At 72.4% G+C, this 15,142-nt stretch carries 14 protein-coding genes; 8 read left to right on the top strand and 6 right to left on the bottom strand.

Features of this window, described 5'->3' with window-relative positions; genetic code table 11:
• Window positions 1-11: 11 nt before the first annotated feature.
• A complete protein-coding gene (locus tag OG594_RS21250) occupies window positions 12-665 on the bottom strand; it encodes a DUF1326 domain-containing protein (RefSeq protein ID WP_266601251.1) in 654 nt (217 codons plus the stop codon).
• 198 nt (window positions 666-863) lie between these two features.
• Here OG594_RS21250 and OG594_RS21245 point away from each other — a divergent pair, with 198 nt between their 5' ends.
• Entirely contained in the window at window positions 864-1,709 is an 846-nt protein-coding gene (locus tag OG594_RS21245; protein ID WP_266601249.1) for a DUF2182 domain-containing protein, read from the top strand.
• Between the two features lie 100 nt (window positions 1,710-1,809).
• Here the strand turns inward: OG594_RS21245 and OG594_RS21240 are convergent, their stop codons facing one another.
• Window positions 1,810-2,334: a VOC family protein gene (locus OG594_RS21240; protein WP_266601247.1), complete on the bottom strand. Its 525-nt coding sequence runs from the start codon at window positions 2,332-2,334 to the stop codon at window positions 1,810-1,812.
• A gap of 236 nt (window positions 2,335-2,570) precedes the next feature.
• Between OG594_RS21240 and OG594_RS21235 the strand changes: the two genes are divergently transcribed.
• Window positions 2,571-3,278: an intradiol ring-cleavage dioxygenase gene (locus OG594_RS21235; RefSeq protein WP_266601245.1), complete on the top strand. Its 708-nt coding sequence runs from the start codon at window positions 2,571-2,573 to the stop codon at window positions 3,276-3,278.
• A gap of 3 nt (window positions 3,279-3,281) precedes the next feature.
• Here OG594_RS21235 and OG594_RS21230 read toward each other — a convergent pair whose 3' ends face one another.
• The 4 genes from OG594_RS21230 to OG594_RS21215 all read right to left on the bottom strand — a co-directional run bounded on the left by OG594_RS21230 (window position 3,282) and on the right by OG594_RS21215 (window position 10,981).
• A complete protein-coding gene (locus OG594_RS21230) occupies window positions 3,282-3,839 on the bottom strand; it encodes a YbaK/EbsC family protein (RefSeq protein WP_266601243.1) in 558 nt (185 codons plus the stop codon).
• Window positions 3,840-3,938: 99 nt separating this feature from the next.
• Window positions 3,939-6,452 (bottom strand): SpoIIE family protein phosphatase, encoded by a 2,514-nt coding sequence (locus OG594_RS21225; RefSeq protein ID WP_266601241.1) that lies wholly within the window; start codon window positions 6,450-6,452, stop codon window positions 3,939-3,941.
• The gene (locus OG594_RS21220; RefSeq protein ID WP_266601239.1) at window positions 6,449-10,477 is read right to left on the bottom strand and encodes a HAMP domain-containing protein; all 4,029 of its coding nucleotides are present in this window, start codon (window positions 10,475-10,477) and stop codon (window positions 6,449-6,451) included. The genes OG594_RS21225 and OG594_RS21220 overlap by 4 nt, the downstream gene beginning before the upstream one ends.
• A gap of 156 nt (window positions 10,478-10,633) precedes the next feature.
• Window positions 10,634-10,981, bottom strand: a complete 348-nt coding sequence (locus tag OG594_RS21215) for an STAS domain-containing protein (protein ID WP_266601237.1) — start codon at window positions 10,979-10,981, stop codon at window positions 10,634-10,636.
• A 350-nt stretch (window positions 10,982-11,331) separates the two neighbouring features.
• On the opposite strand from OG594_RS21215, the gene OG594_RS21210 reads away from it, so the two are divergent.
• The 6 genes from OG594_RS21210 to OG594_RS21185 all read left to right on the top strand — a co-directional run bounded on the left by OG594_RS21210 (window position 11,332) and on the right by OG594_RS21185 (window position 15,140).
• Entirely contained in the window at window positions 11,332-12,129 is a 798-nt protein-coding gene (locus tag OG594_RS21210; RefSeq protein ID WP_266603113.1) for a SigB/SigF/SigG family RNA polymerase sigma factor, read from the top strand.
• A gap of 9 nt (window positions 12,130-12,138) precedes the next feature.
• Window positions 12,139-12,585: a lipid asymmetry maintenance protein MlaB gene (locus OG594_RS21205; protein ID WP_266601236.1), complete on the top strand. Its 447-nt coding sequence runs from the start codon at window positions 12,139-12,141 to the stop codon at window positions 12,583-12,585.
• The gene (locus OG594_RS21200) at window positions 12,582-13,565 is read left to right on the top strand and encodes a sensor histidine kinase (RefSeq protein WP_266601234.1); all 984 of its coding nucleotides are present in this window, start codon (window positions 12,582-12,584) and stop codon (window positions 13,563-13,565) included. The genes OG594_RS21205 and OG594_RS21200 overlap by 4 nt, the downstream gene beginning before the upstream one ends.
• A gap of 169 nt (window positions 13,566-13,734) precedes the next feature.
• Window positions 13,735-14,145: an ATP-binding protein gene (locus OG594_RS21195; protein ID WP_266601232.1), complete on the top strand. Its 411-nt coding sequence runs from the start codon at window positions 13,735-13,737 to the stop codon at window positions 14,143-14,145.
• Window positions 14,146-14,279: 134 nt separating this feature from the next.
• Window positions 14,280-14,402 (top strand): hypothetical protein, encoded by a 123-nt coding sequence (locus OG594_RS21190; protein ID WP_266601230.1) that lies wholly within the window; start codon window positions 14,280-14,282, stop codon window positions 14,400-14,402.
• A gap of 288 nt (window positions 14,403-14,690) precedes the next feature.
• Window positions 14,691-15,140, top strand: a complete 450-nt coding sequence (locus OG594_RS21185) for an SRPBCC family protein (RefSeq protein WP_266601228.1) — start codon at window positions 14,691-14,693, stop codon at window positions 15,138-15,140.
• Window positions 15,141-15,142 lie beyond the last annotated feature (2 nt).

Here is a 15,142-nt window from a genome sequence, read left to right as displayed (position 1 = left end):
GGACGACCCTGCTAGTCGGGCCCGGTCCAGTCGAAGGTGATGTGCTTGCTGGAGCGGCCTTCGCGGCTCCAAAGGAAGCCGTGGGCATCGGCGCGGTCCGCCGTCGAGCGACCCCAGGTCGCGACCTGGCCCGGTCCGGTCTCCGCACCCGGCAGGTTGGTCGACTGGACGCGCGCACCCTCCGGGGTCGTGGGTCCCGTCAGCGCGGCCGCGCTCGCCTCGACCCGGCCCGGTACCACGGCCCGCCAGCTCGCGAGGTCGTCGGCGACCTCGATCTCGATGGGGGCGAACTCCATGCCGCGCATTTCGGCGCCCATCATGCTCACCATCTCGGCGGGCCAACTGCCCGCCTGACCGCCGAAGATCATCTGGAGCGCCTCGCGCTGGGGGGCGTCGGCGCGCTCGTCGACGAAGACCGCGGCGTACGCGTCCGTGTGCTCGGCCCAGATGTTGCCGACGAACGAGGCCAGCATCAGCACGTTCAGGCCGTCCAGCCGTACGTCACCGTAGCTGCCCTCGCGGATGTGCCAGGCCAGGATGCCGTCGCAATCCCCGTGGGTGGGCAGCTGTGCGAACGAGCAGGGGCAGGGCACGTTGCACTTGCAGGTGTCGAACCAGTCTCCCGCCGCGTGCCACCGGGGAACGGTCGCCGTCGTCTCGGACATCTCCGTGCCTCCTCGTGACCGCGCCGGGACGTCGGTCTCGGGAGGACGGCAGAGCCCCCGGGAACCATCGCCGGCCCACGCCCGGGTCGTACGGGTATCCACCCCGATTGTCCCACCGCAGGGTCACGCGGAGCAGGTGCTTTCCGTGTACACGCGTTCCCGCGCGCACGCGCAGGTCCGCCGTGATGTGCTGGAGGTGTGCGCCTCGACCGGAAGGCCCTGTCACCCCCTCTGCGTCCGGCGAATCTGCTGTCCGCCCGGCAGCTCGCGTTCGCCTGGTCCGTGATGGCGTCGATCGCCCTCCTCGCCTGGGTGCTCGTGGTCGACCAGACCCGTGACATGGGGGTCGAGCCGGGAACCATGGGCATGGGCGTCCCGCTGTTCCTGCTGCTGTGGCTGGTCATGATGGTCGCCATGATGTTCCCGTCCGTGGCCCCCGTGGCCCTCACCTGGGCGCGGGCCATCGGGCGCCGGTCGCCCACGGGAGTCGTGCGGGTGGCTCGTACCGCCCAGTTCGTCGGCGGGTACCTGCTGGCCTGGACGGCCTTCGGCCTGATCGCCTACGGGCTCCTCGCCGGGACCGGGGCCCTGGTGGACGAGCATCCGGGCGCCGGGCGCTGGATCGGCGCCGGGGCCTTCCTGGTCGCCGGGCTGTACCAGTTCGGCCCGTGGAAGGACCTCTGCCTGCGGCACTGCCGGAGCCCGATGGGCCAGCTCGTGCGCTACGCGGGCTTCCGGCCCCGGGCGCGCGATCTGCGGGTCGGGGCGCACCACGGGGCGTACTGCGTCGGCTGCTGCTGGGGGCTGATGGTCGTGCTCGTCCCGCTGGGCGTCATGAACGTCCTGGCCATGGCCGCGGTGGCCGTGGTGATCTTCGTGGAGAAGCTCTGGCGGCTGGGCCCCGTCTTCGCGCAGGTCGTCGGGGCCGCCTTCCTTGTACTCGCGGTACTGAGCCTCTTCCAGCCCTGGCTACTGCCAGGCTTGATCCCGCCCCGGTCACCTATGACGGACATGCCAGACATGACTGACATGATCCGGCTCTAGACCGTTCCCTTCAGATCATCGGATCGCTGGTTGATGCGTGCCGCGTGCCGCGTGCCGCCCAGGGAGCGGGGACCGATCCGAGTGATCCGAAGGAAGCGTCCTAGTCGGTCGGCCGCTGCGGGGTGCTGGCCACGCCGGTGGGGCGGCCGCTGAGTTCGGCGTCCAGGGTCTGCTGGGCCGTGCGCATGGATGCGGCGTACTTCGGTTCGGACATGCGCCGCCAGGCCTCGTCCGGCGCGACCTCCTCGGCCCGGCTCGTCACCCACCAGATGTTGCCGAACGGGTCCCTCACCCGGCCCCCGCGGTCCCCCCACGCGCTGTCGGCGGCCTCGGTGACCACGCGCGCTCCGTGGGCGACGGCGGCGGCCATGGCGGCGTCCGCGTCGCGCACGTAGATCCGCAGCAGCGAGGGCGTCGCCGGCCAGTCGGGCCGCCGGTCGAAGGCCAGCACGACCGTGTCGCCGACCCGGATCTCTCCGTGGCCGATGCTGCCGTCCGCGACCGCGACCCGGGCGATCTCCTCGCCGTCGAACGCCGCGGTGATGAAGTCGAGCAGCGCGCCCGTGTCGTCGGTGACGACCCACGGCGCGACGCTGGTGTACCCCTCGGGGGCGAAGTGGTCCATCTGCCTCTCCCTCTCCTGCCGCTCTTCCTGACAGCACCACCGTAGGCGTGAACGAGGTCAGTTCTTGTCCTCGTTCACGCTCCGATCCCCCACGGCGGTGCGGTCTGCCCGGCCGGGTGTGTCGGTGGTGGCCGGGACGCCTTCCGTCCGGCACGGTGGGCGCGATCGGTGGCCGTCGTGCGCCCGCGCGCCCGTGCGCCCGTGCGTCGGTCGCGCAGCGCGCGGGAGAGGTTCGCATGACCGAGAACGGCAGTTCCCCGACCAGCCGCCGTGCCCTCCTGCTGGCCGCCGGATCGGCCGGGGTCGCGGCCCTTGCGGCGGCCTGCTCCGGCCCGCCCGGGACGCGGGGAGCGGCAGGACAGCCCTCCGCGTCACCGTCCCCCGCGCCGTCGCCCGGTGGCAGCACCCCGGCTTGCGTCCTCGCCGTGGAGGCCGGTGCCGGCCCGTACTACCTGGACCTGGACCGGGTCCGCTCCGACATCACCGAGGGCCGCAAGGGCGTGCCGTTCCGGCTGGACCTCACCGTCGTACGGGCCTCGGCGGGCTGTCCACCGGTCACGGACGCCGCGGTCGACGTCTGGCACGCCGACGCCTCGGGCGCCTACTCCACCGGCGGAGCCACCTTCCTGCGGGGTACGCAGGTCACGGACGGAGCCGGCCGCAGCACGTTCCGCACGATCGTGCCCGGCTGGTACGCGGGGCTGGCGCCGCACATCCACTTCAAGGTGCGTCCCGATCGGCGCACCGAGACGACCTCGCAGTTCTTCTTCCCCGAGGACCTCCTGGTGCGGGTGTACGCGCGCCCGCCGTACGCGGAACGCCGCGCGCCGCAGCACCCCAACGCCCGCGACGGCCGCTACCGCGCCTCCGGGGCCGCGATGACGCTGGCCCTCGTTCCCGACGGGGACGGCTACCGCGCCGCGTACACCGTGGGAATCGCCTGAGCGTCAGAGGAGCGCGAGGCCCTCGATCAGTTCGGCCCCGGGGATCTGCGCGAACAGCTTCCCGGGGGCGATCAGCTTGCCGCGCCGCCGTCCGCTGCCGACGAGTACGTACGGCATGTCGACGACCGCCGCGTCCACGAGGAGCGGCCAACCCTCCGGCAGGCCGAGCGGGGTGATGCCCCCGTACTCCATGCCCGTCAGCTCCACGGCCGTCTCCATCGGCGCGAACGACACCTTGCGCGCGCCCAGGTGGCGCCGGACGGCGCCGTTGACGTCGACCCGGCCGGCGGAAGGAACGAGGCAGGCGGCGAGGGTGACCGCGCCGCCGCGCTTGGCGGCGACGACCACGCAGTTCGCCGACCGGTCGAGGAGCTCCGGCCCGTAGTGGGCGACGAAGGCACCGGTGTCGGCGATCGCGGGGTCGGTGTCCACGTAGACGATCTGGTCGGCCGGCACGTCACCCGTCCAGCCGCGGACCGCTCCGGCGACCGGCGGGGTGAGTTCCGCGAGGCAGTCCGGAGCCGGCACCGCGTTGTCGAAGGACCCGAGGGGAGCGCGCATGCCCGCACGCTAGCACCCGTGGGCGGGTCGGGGCGGTGCGCACCGTCCACGGTCCAGCGGCCGGCATCGCCCCCGGAGGTCCGGACTCCGGGGCGCGTTTCAGCCGACCTGGATTCCGATGACGCAGGTGTCGTCGTCCGTGTCGGACCGGCTCTCGGCGAGCAGGCGGTCCAGCTGTCGGTCCAGGTCTCCGGCCCCGGCGGCCGCCGCGTTCATGAGGTGGCCGAGCGAGTCCTGCACCGAGGAGTCCCGCCGCTCCACCAGCCCGTCCGTGTACATCAGCAGGGTGTCCTCCGGTTCGAGCCGCACCTCCCGCTCGGCGTACGTCACTTCGGGGAGCGCTCCGAGGAGCAGGCCCCCGATGAGCGGGAAGGCTTCGGCCTCGCCGCCGCGGACGAGTACGGGAGGCAGGTGCCCGGCTCGCGCCCATCGCAGCACCCTGGTACGGGGGTCGAAGATCCCGCAGACGGCGGTGGCCGTCACGTGCTTGGCGAGGTGGTGGGTGACCGTGTTGAGCCAGGACAGCAACTGGGCGGGGCCCGCACCGGTCACGGCGAGGCCGCGGAGCGCGTTGCGCAGGACGACCATGCCGGTGGCCGCCTCGATGCCGTGTCCGGCGACGTCGCCCACGGAGAGCAGGACCAGTCCGGAGGGCAGGACCACGGTGTCGTACCAGTCGCCGCCGACGAGGGACTCGGTCTCAGCCGGCCGGTAGCGGACGGCGACGCGCAGTCCGGGTGCTTCGACGGCCGGCGGGGTGGGCGGCATGATCGCGTGCTGGAGTTGCAGGGCGAGGCGGTTGCGTTCGGCGGATTCGGCCTCGGTGTGGGCGAGTTGGTCCCGGGTCGCGGCCAGGGCGACCTCGGTCCAGTGCTGCGCGGAAATGTCCTGGTAGGCGCCGCGGACGGCGTGGAGCCGCTGGTCCGCGTCGAGGACGGGCTCGGCGACGACGCGGATGTGCCGGGTGATGCCGTCCGGCCTGCGCAGGCGCAGGTTGACGGAGGACGGACGGCGGTAGCGCAGCACGGCCCGCAGGAAGCGGTCCAGGGCGGCGGAGTCGTCGGGGTGGGCGTAGCCGGGCAGTTCCCGCAGCCGCACGGGCGGGGCGGTGGTCGGCAGTCCGTGCAGCGCGTAGAGCTGTGCGTTCCAGGTGATCCCGCCGGTGACGAGGTTCTCCTCGAAGCCGCCGATCCGGCCCAGGCGCTGGGCGTGCTGGAGGAGGTCGGCCAGTCGTGCCGTTTCGTCCTCGACGCGCCAGATCAGCAGGACGGCTGCCCCGTGGCGGCTGACGCTGATGTCCGCGACCGAGGTGAGGGGGATCTGGTCGACGAGCGCGGTCAGGCTCATGCGTTCGGCGCGGAAGGGCTCGCCCGTCGCGTGCACGCGCTCGACGATGTCGAAGAGCCCGCTCTCGCCCCCGGCCATCGGATAGGCCTCCAGCAGCAGCGCGCCGTTCACGTCGCCGCGCGGCCGCCCGGCGGGATCGACGAACCGGCTGCTGGCGTGCCGGATCCGGAAGTCGGTCAGCCGTCCCTCGTGGTCGAGTACCGGGGTGAGGACCACGGCGGGGTCGTGCAGGCCTTCGGAGAGGTCGATCAGCTCCGCGACGTCGGGGAGCACCGCGTCGAGCGTGCCGGGATCACCGGTGGGCGCGGCGTCCATGGTGCGGGCGCACAGTTCGGCGAGGGCCTCGACCTGGCGCTCGATCTGCGGGGGCTGCGGTGCCAGGGGCTGCGGCCAGCAGATTTCGAGGACGCCGTGGATCCGTCCGCCGGTCCCGGCCGGTACGGCCATCCGCCCGCCGTCGGGCCGCTGGAGGTGTCCGATCGAGGGAGGTCCGTCGTGCTGGAGCCGGGTGAGGGTGACCAGTCGGCGCTCGTGCAGGGCGAGTCGGGCCACGGTGGAGACGCCCGGGGGGACGTGGCGCCAGCGCGCGGCTTCCCCGGGCGGGAAGCCGGCGTGGCCCGCGAGGGCCAGGGAGCCGTCGGGGGCCGCGCTCCAGACGGCGACGGCGTCCGCGCCCAGGGGCCCGAGGGCGTTCGTCAGGAGGGACTCGGCCACCGCCTGGGTGTCGTCGGCGGCGGCCAGCACCCCGCTTTCGGCCGTGCGCAGCCGCACGGAGACCGTGGTGGCCTCGGCCGGTTCCGGCGTGCCGGTGCGCCGGGCGAACGCGGCGGCGACCTCGCTGACGTGGTCGCGGGAAGCCTGGTTGACGATGTCGGCGGCGAGTTCGAGCGCGGACAACCCGGTCTCGCGGGACAGGTCGTCGAGCTGGCGGGCCGCGGCGGCGGGGGTGCAGCTCAGCTGTCCGATCAGGATGCCCTTGGCCAGTTCGATCAGGGCCCTGCCGTCCGCGGCGGCGTGCGCCGCCCGTACCTCGCGGCGGAGCCGTTCGACGGTGGCGACCAGGCGTCCCAGGGGTGGGGGCGCATGGTGCGGAGCCGGGTTCGAGGACGGCTCCTCGGCGATCGTTCCCGCAGCCGTTCCCGCAGCCGTGACCGGTCCCGTTCCCGAGGCCGTTCCCGCGGCCGTGACCGCGGCCGTGACCGCGGCCGTGACCGGGGCCGTTCCCGGCGGGCGGGCGTCGTCGTGCCGCTGCGTGCCGGGGGTCATCCGGTGAGCCAGTGCCGGACGCGGGCGATGAGGTCGTCGGTGTCGACCGGCTTGGTCACGTAGTCGCTGGCTCCGGCGGCCAGGCTCTTCTCGCGGTCGCCCGGCATCGCCTTGGCGGTGACCGCGATGATGGGCAGCCCCGCATAGGCGGGCATCCGCCGGATCTCGGCGGTCGCCGCGTAGCCGTCCAGTTCCGGCATCATCACGTCCATCAGGATCAGGTCGACGCCCTCGTTGCGGACGAGGGCGTCGATCCCCTTGCGGCCGTCCTCCGCGTGGAGGACGCGAACACCGTGCAGTTCCAGCACCCCGCTGAGGGCGTACAGGTTGCGCGCGTCGTCGTCGACGACGAGGACGGTGCGGCCGGCCAGGTCGTCGTCGAGGGGATGGGCGGTCTGCCGGTCCTGCGCCTCCTCGTGGACGAGGGGCAGCACGTCCCCCGGCCGCTCTGCGGACAGGTGCAGCACGATGCGTTCCCGGAGCTCGTCCAGACTCGACAGCAGTTCCAGCCGGCGCGACGCGGCCCGGTCCCGCAGCGCCCGGTCCTGCCCGCTCTGCAGGCGGGGGTTGTTGTGCGCGAGGACCGGGAGGGAGGAGAGCGCCGGGTCTCCGTCGAGCGCGTCGAGGAAGCGCAGGGCCTCGCCGCCGGGCATGTCGAGTTCGAGCACGACGCAGTGGAAGGAGTGCGAGGCCAGGGCGGCGGCGGCTTCCCGCGAGCTCGTGGCGTTGACCACCTGGACGCCCTCGCGGTGGCCCCCCGGCGGCAGGTGGTCGGGGGTGAGGTCGCGGTCGGCGCTCTCGGCGACGAGGGAGAGCAGGCCGCGGGGACGCTCCTCGATCACCAGAAGACGGCGGGCCCGCCGCTGCGGCGGTACCAGAGCGGCCGCGCCGACGGCGCCGGCGGGTACGGGACGTCCGGCGGCGGCAGCGTGCCGGGCCGCCGCGGCGTCCTCGGGGAGGGGTCCCTCCTCGTAGTCCGCCCGGCTGACCGGCAAGTAGAGGGTGAAGGTGCTGCCCTGGCCCGGTGTGCTCTCCGCTGTGACGGCACCACCGAGGAGTTGGGCGATCTCGCGGCTGATGGAGAGCCCGAGCCCGGTGCCTCCGTATTTGCGGCTGGTGGTGCCGTCGGCCTGTTGGAAGGCACCGAAGACGGACTCCAACTGCTGCTCCGGGATGCCGATGCCGGTGTCCCGTACCCGGAAGGCGAGCAGGGGCGCGCGGCCGGGGAGCCCGGCGGGGACCTCGGCCGGCGCCGCGGGTTCGATCCGCAGCTCGACGCCGCCGCGCTCGGTGAACTTCACCGCGTTGGAGAGCAGGTTGCGCAGGATCTGGCGCAGGCGGGCGTCGTCGGTGAGCAGGTCGGCCGGGGCGTCGGGGGCGGTGGTGACGGTGAAGTCGAGGCTCTTCTGCGTGGTCAGCGGGCGGAAGGTGGCGTCGACGTACTCCAGCAGCTGCGGCAGGTCGACCCGCTCGGGGTTGACGTCCATCTTCCCCGCCTCGACCTTCGAGAGGTCGAGGATGTCGTTGATCAGCTGCAACAGGTCCGAGCCCGCCGAGTGGATGATGCCCGCGTACTCGACCTGCTTCGGGGAGAGGTTGCGGGTCGGGTTCTGGGCGAGCAGCTGGGCGAGGATGAGGAGGCTGTTGAGCGGGGTCCGCAGCTCGTGGCTCATGTTGGCCAGGAACTCGGACTTGTAGGTGGAGGCGCGCGACAACTGTCGGGCGCGGTCCTCCAGCTCCTGCCGGGCCTGTTCGATCTCCAGGTTCTTGGCCTCGATGTCGCTGTTCTGGCTGGCGAGGAGGGCGGCCTTCTCCTCCAGCTCCGCGTTGGAGCGCTGCAGTTCCACCTGCTGGACCTGGAGCTCCTCGGAACGTGCCTGGAGCTCCCCGGTCAGCCGCTGGGACTCTTCCAGGAGTTCGTCGGTACGGGCGTTGGCGACGATGGTGTTGAGGTTGACGCCGATGGTCTCCATCAACTGGCCGAGGAAGTCCCGGTGCACGGGGGTGAAGGCGGAGAAGGAGGCGAGCTCGATCACCCCGAGGACCTGGTCCTCCACGACGATGGGCAGGATGATCAGGCTGCCCGGGGTGGTGTGGCCGAGCCCCGAGGAGATGACGTAGCCGCCGGGGACCTGGTCGGTGGCGATGATCCGGTGGCTGCGCGCGGCCTGCCCCACGAGGGACTCCCCGAGGGCGAAGCCGGTGCCCTCGTCGGTGCCCGCGGGGCGGCCGTAGGAGCCGACCAGGATGAGCAGGGGGCCGGCGGGGCCGTCCTCGGCGAGGTAGAAGGCCCCGTACTGGGCGGCGACGAGCGGCGTCAGTTCGTCCATGACGAGGTCCGCGACGGCGGCGAGGTCACGGTGGCCCTGCATCAGGCCGGAGATCCGGGCCAGGTTGGACTTGAGCCAGTCCTGCTCCTGATTGGCCCGGGTGCTCTCCCGCAGCGAACCGACCATGGAGTTGATGTTGTCCTTGAGCTCGGCGACCTCGCCCGAGGCGTCGACGGTGATCGAGCGGGTCAGGTCGCCCTCGGCGACCGCGCTGGCGACCTCGGCGATGGCCCGTACCTGGCGGGTGAGGTTGCCGGCCAGCTCGTTCACGTTCTCGGTCAGCCGCTTCCACGTGCCGGAGACGCCCTCGACCTCGGCCTGGCCGCCGAGCCGGCCCTCGCTGCCGACCTCGCGGGCGACGCGCGTGACCTCGGCGGCGAAGGAGGAGAGCTGGTCGACCATCGTGTTGATGGTGGTCTTCAGCTCCAGGATCTCGCCCCGCGCGTCCACGTCGATCTTCTTGGACAGGTCGCCGTTGGCGACGGCCGTCGTGACGAGCGCGATGTTGCGGACCTGGCCGGTGAGGTTGTTCGCCATGGAGTTGACGTTGTCGGTGAGGTCCTTCCAGGTGCCCGCGACGTGGGGAACCTGTGCCTGGCCGCCGAGCCGGCCCTCGGTGCCGACCTCCCGGGCCACCCGGGTCACCTCGTCGGCGAACGCGGACAGCGTGTCGACCATCGTGTTGATGACGCCGGCCAGCGCGGCGACCTCGCCCTTCGCCTCCACCATGATCTTCTGCGAGAGGTCGCCGCGGGCGACGGCGGTGGCCACCTGGGCGATGGAACGCACCTGGCCCGTCAGGTTGGACGCCATGACGTTGACGTTGTCGGTGAGGTCCTTCCACGTGCCGGAGACCCCGCGGACCGTGGCCTGGCCACCCAGGTTGCCCTCGGTGCCGACCTCGCGGGCCACCCGGGTCACCTCGTCGGCGAACGCGGAGAGCTGGTCGACCATCGTGTTGATGGTCTCCTTCAGCTCGAGGATCTCGCCCCGCGCGTCCACCCGGATCTTCTGCGTCAGATCGCCCTGGGCCACCGCGGTGGTGACCTCGGCGATCGAGCGCACCTGGGCGGTCAGGTTGTCGGCCATGACGTTGACCGACTCGGTGAGGTCCTTCCAGGTGCCGGACACGTCCTTGACGTCCGCCTGACCGCCGAGCCGCCCCTCGGTGCCGACCTCCCGGGCGACCCGGGTGACTTCGCCGGAGAAGGCGGACAGCTGGTCGACCATCGTGTTGATGGTCTCCTTCAGCTCGAGGATCTCCCCGCGCGCGGTGACGTTGATCTTCTGCGAGAGGTCGCCCTTGGCCACGGCCGTGGCGACCTGGGCGATGGAGCGCACTTGGGCCGTGAGGTTTCCGGCCATGAAGTTGACCGAATCCGTGAGGTCCAGCCAGGCGCCCCCGACTCCCGGTACGTCCGCCTGGCCGCCGAGCATTCCCTCGGTGCCCACCTCGCGGGCCACCCGGGTCACCTCGGACGTGAACAGCGACAGTTGGTCGGCCATCCCGTTGAACACGGTGGCGATCTCGCCGAGCAGCCCGTCCGCCGTATCGGGCAGCCGGGTACGGAAGTCCCCGTCCCGTACGGCCGTCAGGCCGGCCAGCAGCTGGCGCAGTTCCGATTCGCCGATCCCGTCCTCGCCGGGGACCGCCGGTGACCCGCCCGGTGCCTGCCTGCCCGTTCGCTCAGCCATCCGCCAACCTCACTCTAGACAACGACCGTGCCGGCACGGGGACAGGACGTGATGGGGTTCCGCCGTCGCCGCACGACCGGTGATGAAGGCTATCGTCGACGGGAGCACACCTGATCACCCGGTCGCGCGGACGGTGACGGACGGCGGCCCGGCCGGTCACGTCCCGCCGACCGCGTCCTCGACGCTCGGGTGGAGGGAGAGGACCGTATCGGCGCCCGTCAGGGCGAAGAGACGGCGGAGTTGCTCGCCCGGGGCGGCGATGCGCAGCGTGGTGAGGTGGTGCATCCGCAGCAGCAGGTTCAGGAACGAGGAGTCTCCGAAGGTGATGGAGCCCGCGTCCAGGACCACCAGCCCGTGCTGGTCCGCGGCAGAGGCGAGCGCCTCCTGGAGCGGGGCCAGCGTGTCCTGGTCGAGCTCCCCGTGCGCGGCCACCACCCACCCGGCTCCGGCCAGGTAGCTGTCCCCGACGACGCCTTGGTGGTTCGCGTCCCCTGCTCCGGTCATGTCCGCCTCCCCGGATCGTCACCTGTACGGCTTCCGAAGGGAGTATGCCTGCTCGCCGGCCGATCGAGGGCGCCGAGCCCCGCGGCGCTCGCATCCGGGGGCCGGCGCCACCTCATCGGCGGCAGCCGCGCAGAAAACTTTCCGCGAGGAGTGTGTAAGGGCGTCAAGTGCGGGCACAAGCGCCCGAGCAGCCGTCAGTCAATCGGGAGGGAACGGCCACCATGTCTCGCTCGGCCACCGTCGCAGGCCCCATTCGTGCAACAGACGCGCACCTGGCGCCGGCTGTGCCCGGCGCCGCGGAAGCCCCAAGGCAGGACGTGGAACTGCCCGAGGTGAAGGACGCCCGGGAGATGGCGCCCGCCGACGCGCGCGAGCTGTCGAAGCTCTTCTTCCTACGGCTCGGCACCCTGGAAGAGGGCACCCGCGAGTACCAGTACGCCCGCAACACCCTGATCGAGATGAACCTGTCGCTGGTTCAGTTCGCCGCGCGGCGCTTCCGCTCCCGCGTGTTGGGCGGGGGTCTGGACATGGACGACATCATTCAGGTGGGGACCATCGGTCTCATCAAGGCCATCGACCGCTACGAGCCCGAACGCGAGGTCGAGTTCTCCACCCTGGCCCTCCCCTACATCACCGGCGAGATCAAGCGCTACTTCCGTGACACCACCTGGGCGGTGCACGTCCCGCGCCGTCTGCAGGAACGGCGTACGGAGCTCGCCAGGGCCCAGGAGGCGCTGACCGAGTTGCTGGGGCGCTCCCCCACGGTCAAGGAGGTCGCCCAGCACCTCGAACTGACCGAGGAACAGGTCGTCGAAGGACTGGTCGCCGCGAACGGCTACACGAGCGGTTCCCTGGACACCTGCGCCGAGGGCGACGAGCCGTCGACGACGACGAGCCGGACGACGCGTCCGCTGGCGGACCGGATCGGTGAGGTCGATCCCGCCATGGAGCTCTTCGAGGAGTTCCACACCCTCGCGCCCCTGCTGGAGCAACTGGACGAACGCGACCGGACGATCCTGCGGCTGCGCTTCGGCGAGGACAGGACGCAGGCGGAGATCGGCGCGGAACTGGGCATCTCGCAGATGCAGGTCTCGCGCCTGCTGTCGCGGACCCTGGCCCGGCTGCGCGCCGGAATGCTCTCGGTGTAGGCAGCGGGCATGCCCTCACCCCACCGGCACGACGGACCCGTCCCGCCCGGCCCACTCGTCCCGCCCGTCGGCGCGCAGGCGCTCTACGACGACGGGACGTGGGCGGACGCGGTCGTGCGGAGCGCCAACGCCGCGACGGGTACGGCGGCGACGCTGACCGCCCGGCCGTTGCGCGACCGGCCCGGTGCCCTGCTGAGCGGCAGCTGCGACCTCGACACCCGGGCAGTCCTGGGCGCGGCGCTCGGCGTCGTCACCCGGATCCCCGGTCCGGTCGTCCATCTCGACCTCTCCGCCGTGGCCTTCCTGGACACGGCCGCAGTCGCCGCCCTGGTGCAGGCCAACGCCACCGTCACCGGCCAGGGGCGCCGCCTGCTGCTCCACCACCCCCCATACTCGCTCCGCAAGCTCGTGGAGATGTTCCCGGACGAATGCGCCGCGCTGGAGGTCGCAGCATGATCCGATTTCCTGCGTCCTGCGCCTCCGGGGCCTTCGTCCACCCCGCCCTCTTCTACCGGGGGCAGGCGGACTACCTGGCAGGCGTGGGCGGGTTCGTACGGGCCGCCCTCGCGGCCGACGAGCCGGTGCTCGTGGCCGTGCCCGGCCCGCGGCTGGACGCCCTGCGCGAAGACCTGGGCACCACGACCGGGGTCACCTGGACGGACATGACGCACCTGGGCCGCAATCCCGGCCGCATCCTGGCCGCCCTACAGGACTTCGCCGACCGGCACGCGGGCCGGCCGGCCCGGATCGTGGGCGAGCCGATCTGGCCCGGCCGCTCGCGGGCCGAGGTGCTGGAGGCCACGCGTCACGAGGCGCTCATCAACACCGCCTTCGCGGGGCGGCCGGCCACCGTCCTGTGTCCGTACGACGTCCTCGGCCTGCCGGCCGCCGTGGTGTCCGATGCCCGGCGTACGCATCCCACGCTGCTGGAGGACGGCACGGCCCTGCGGAGCCCGGACTACGCGGACGCCCCGTCGGTCTGCGCCGACTGCGACGCCCCACTGCCCGAGCCCGACGGCGGTGCGCCCTGGCTCGCCTACACCTACGGGCAGCTGAGCGAGGTACGTGCCTACGCCGAGGCCTTCGCCCGCGGCACGGAACTGAGTGCGGCGCGGCGCGGCGACCTCGTCCTGGCGGTCGGTGAGGCCGCCGCCAACTCCCTCGCCCACGGGGGCGGGAGCGGCGCGCTCCGGCTGTGGAGCACCGCCGGAGCCGGTACGGGTGCGGGTACGGGTGCGGGTGCGGGTGCCGAGGTCGTGGCGGAGATCCGCGACGGCGGTCATCTCGCCGACCCGTTGGCGGGGCGCCGCCGCCCCTCCCTGGCATCGGTCGACGGCGGCCGGGGCCTGTGGATGATCCACCAACTGTGCGACTTGGTGGAGATCCGCGCCGCGGACGACGGCTTCGCTCTAAGACTGCACATGACAACCTTCTGAGCGACCGGCGGTCCCCTTAGACTGTCACTCGCGTACTGGGGTGTCCTCGGCCCCACGGGGCCTGTTCGTTCCCGCGAACAGAGACCAATGTCAACGGTGGGGGTGGAAGACCACAGTGGAAACGATCGGGCCGGAAACCGGCGATCGTAGGCCTGCCGGGCTTTCCGTCGTGGGGCAGCGCCGTCGGCTGGCCCTGGCCGGCGTACGCGGACCCGTGGCCAAGGGCCGCGACTTCACGCGCCAGGCCCTGCTCGACTGGGGCTGGAGCGGGACCGAGACGTCCGAGGACGCCCTGCTCCTGGTGTCCGAGCTGCTGACCAACGCGTCACTGCACGCGGGTGGTTGCATCGAGCTCGCACTCTCGGCCGGTGAGGTCCTGCGGATCGAGGTCTTCGACGGCACGACGACGCCGCCCCGCCGCCACCCGTCCCCGCAGCGCGCCCTGCCCGGCGGCCACGGCCTCTACATCGTGGAGCGCGTCTCCGATCGCTGGGGCACGCACACCCACGAGGACGGCAAGGCCGTCTGGGCCGAGATCGAGGCGTCACGGCTGACCTCGGGCAGGTCCACGGGTCTGTGACCCGGCCGGGCCGCGCGGGGCCGCCCGTACCACCGGGCCGCCCCGCACCCGCGTACCCCGTACCACCGGGCCGCCCCACACCCGCGTACCCCGTACCCGAGCTTCGTTCCGCGTGACGGGGGCAGGCGCGCGGTATGACATCCCACGCGCTCGACTCCCTGGCCCTGACCCCGGCGCCCGGCCCCGCCTGGCTCCATCTGGCCGTCATCGCGTTCGCCCTCCTCGTCCTGCTCCACAGCCTGGCCCGGCACCGGTAGGCGCCTGCGGAACGGTGGTCCGACCACCCGGCGGGCGAGCAGACCGAGGCGGCACGGCACGAATTCTTTCCCCCGGTTCTGTTTGAGCCCTCGATTCGGGGCCAGACGCGTAGGTGTCGGCGGGTCGCCGTTTCGAGCGGGGCGGCGACCCGCCGAGATCCGCGGCCGCACGCCGGTGCCCCCTCCCCCCGGGCACCGCGTGCGGCCGCGGTCCTACAGGGTCCTGGCGGCGGTGCCGCCCTCGCGGGGACGCGGGGCGGGGCCGCCGACGACACGGAAGGGGTACGCATGTCGCACGTGGAGGAGTACGTCGAGGTCAACGTTCCGGCACGGACGGCCTACAACCAGTGGACGCAGTTCGAGGAGTTCCCCGCTTTCATGGAGGGGGTCGAACGCATCGAACAGCGCACGGACACGCTCACCCACTGGGTGACGAACGTGAACGGCGTGCGGCGCGAGTTCGACGCGCAGATCACCGAGCAGTTCCCGGACCGCCGCGTCGCGTGGATGACGGTGGGCGGGGAGACGCGCCAGGCCGGGTTGGTGACCTTCCAGCCGATCGACGCGACCACCACCAAGGTCGTCCTGCACATGAACTGGGTGCCCGAGGGGCTGGCCGAGAGCGCCGCCGACAAGCTCGGCTTCGTCAAGCGCCAGGTCGCCGGGGACCTGAAGCGGTTCAAGCAGTTCATCGAGTCCCGCGGAGCCGAGACGGGCGCCTGGCGGGGCGAGGTCTGACC

It is taken from the genome of Streptomyces sp. NBC_01214 (assembly GCF_026340975.1).
Lineage (GTDB): Bacteria > Actinomycetota > Actinomycetes > Streptomycetales > Streptomycetaceae > Streptomyces.
The sequence above is the reverse complement of the archived record's forward strand: the minus strand, read 5'-3'. Positions and strand labels throughout refer to the sequence as shown.

What these genes read in the sequence shown, in the direction of transcription:
- OG594_RS21250 (WP_266601251.1), bottom strand. Translation starts at nt 665, where the DNA reads ATGTCCGAGACGACGGCGACCGTTCCCCGGTGGCACGCGGCGGGAGAC.
- OG594_RS21240 (WP_266601247.1), bottom strand. Translation starts at nt 2,334, where the DNA reads ATGGACCACTTCGCCCCCGAGGGGTACACCAGCGTCGCGCCGTGGGTC.
- OG594_RS21235 (WP_266601245.1), top strand. Translation starts at nt 2,571, where the DNA reads ATGACCGAGAACGGCAGTTCCCCGACCAGCCGCCGTGCCCTCCTGCTG.
- OG594_RS21230 (WP_266601243.1), bottom strand. Translation starts at nt 3,839, where the DNA reads ATGCGCGCTCCCCTCGGGTCCTTCGACAACGCGGTGCCGGCTCCGGAC.
- OG594_RS21225 (WP_266601241.1), bottom strand. Translation starts at nt 6,452, where the DNA reads ATGACCCCCGGCACGCAGCGGCACGACGACGCCCGCCCGCCGGGAACG.
- OG594_RS21220 (WP_266601239.1), bottom strand. Translation starts at nt 10,477, where the DNA reads ATGGCTGAGCGAACGGGCAGGCAGGCACCGGGCGGGTCACCGGCGGTC.
- OG594_RS21215 (WP_266601237.1), bottom strand. Translation starts at nt 10,981, where the DNA reads ATGACCGGAGCAGGGGACGCGAACCACCAAGGCGTCGTCGGGGACAGC.
- OG594_RS21210 (WP_266603113.1), top strand. Translation starts at nt 11,332, where the DNA reads ATGGCGCCCGCCGACGCGCGCGAGCTGTCGAAGCTCTTCTTCCTACGG.
- OG594_RS21205 (WP_266601236.1), top strand. Translation starts at nt 12,139, where the DNA reads ATGCCCTCACCCCACCGGCACGACGGACCCGTCCCGCCCGGCCCACTC.
- OG594_RS21200 (WP_266601234.1), top strand. Translation starts at nt 12,582, where the DNA reads ATGATCCGATTTCCTGCGTCCTGCGCCTCCGGGGCCTTCGTCCACCCC.
- OG594_RS21190 (WP_266601230.1), top strand. Translation starts at nt 14,280, where the DNA reads ATGACATCCCACGCGCTCGACTCCCTGGCCCTGACCCCGGCGCCCGGC.
- OG594_RS21185 (WP_266601228.1), top strand. Translation starts at nt 14,691, where the DNA reads ATGTCGCACGTGGAGGAGTACGTCGAGGTCAACGTTCCGGCACGGACG.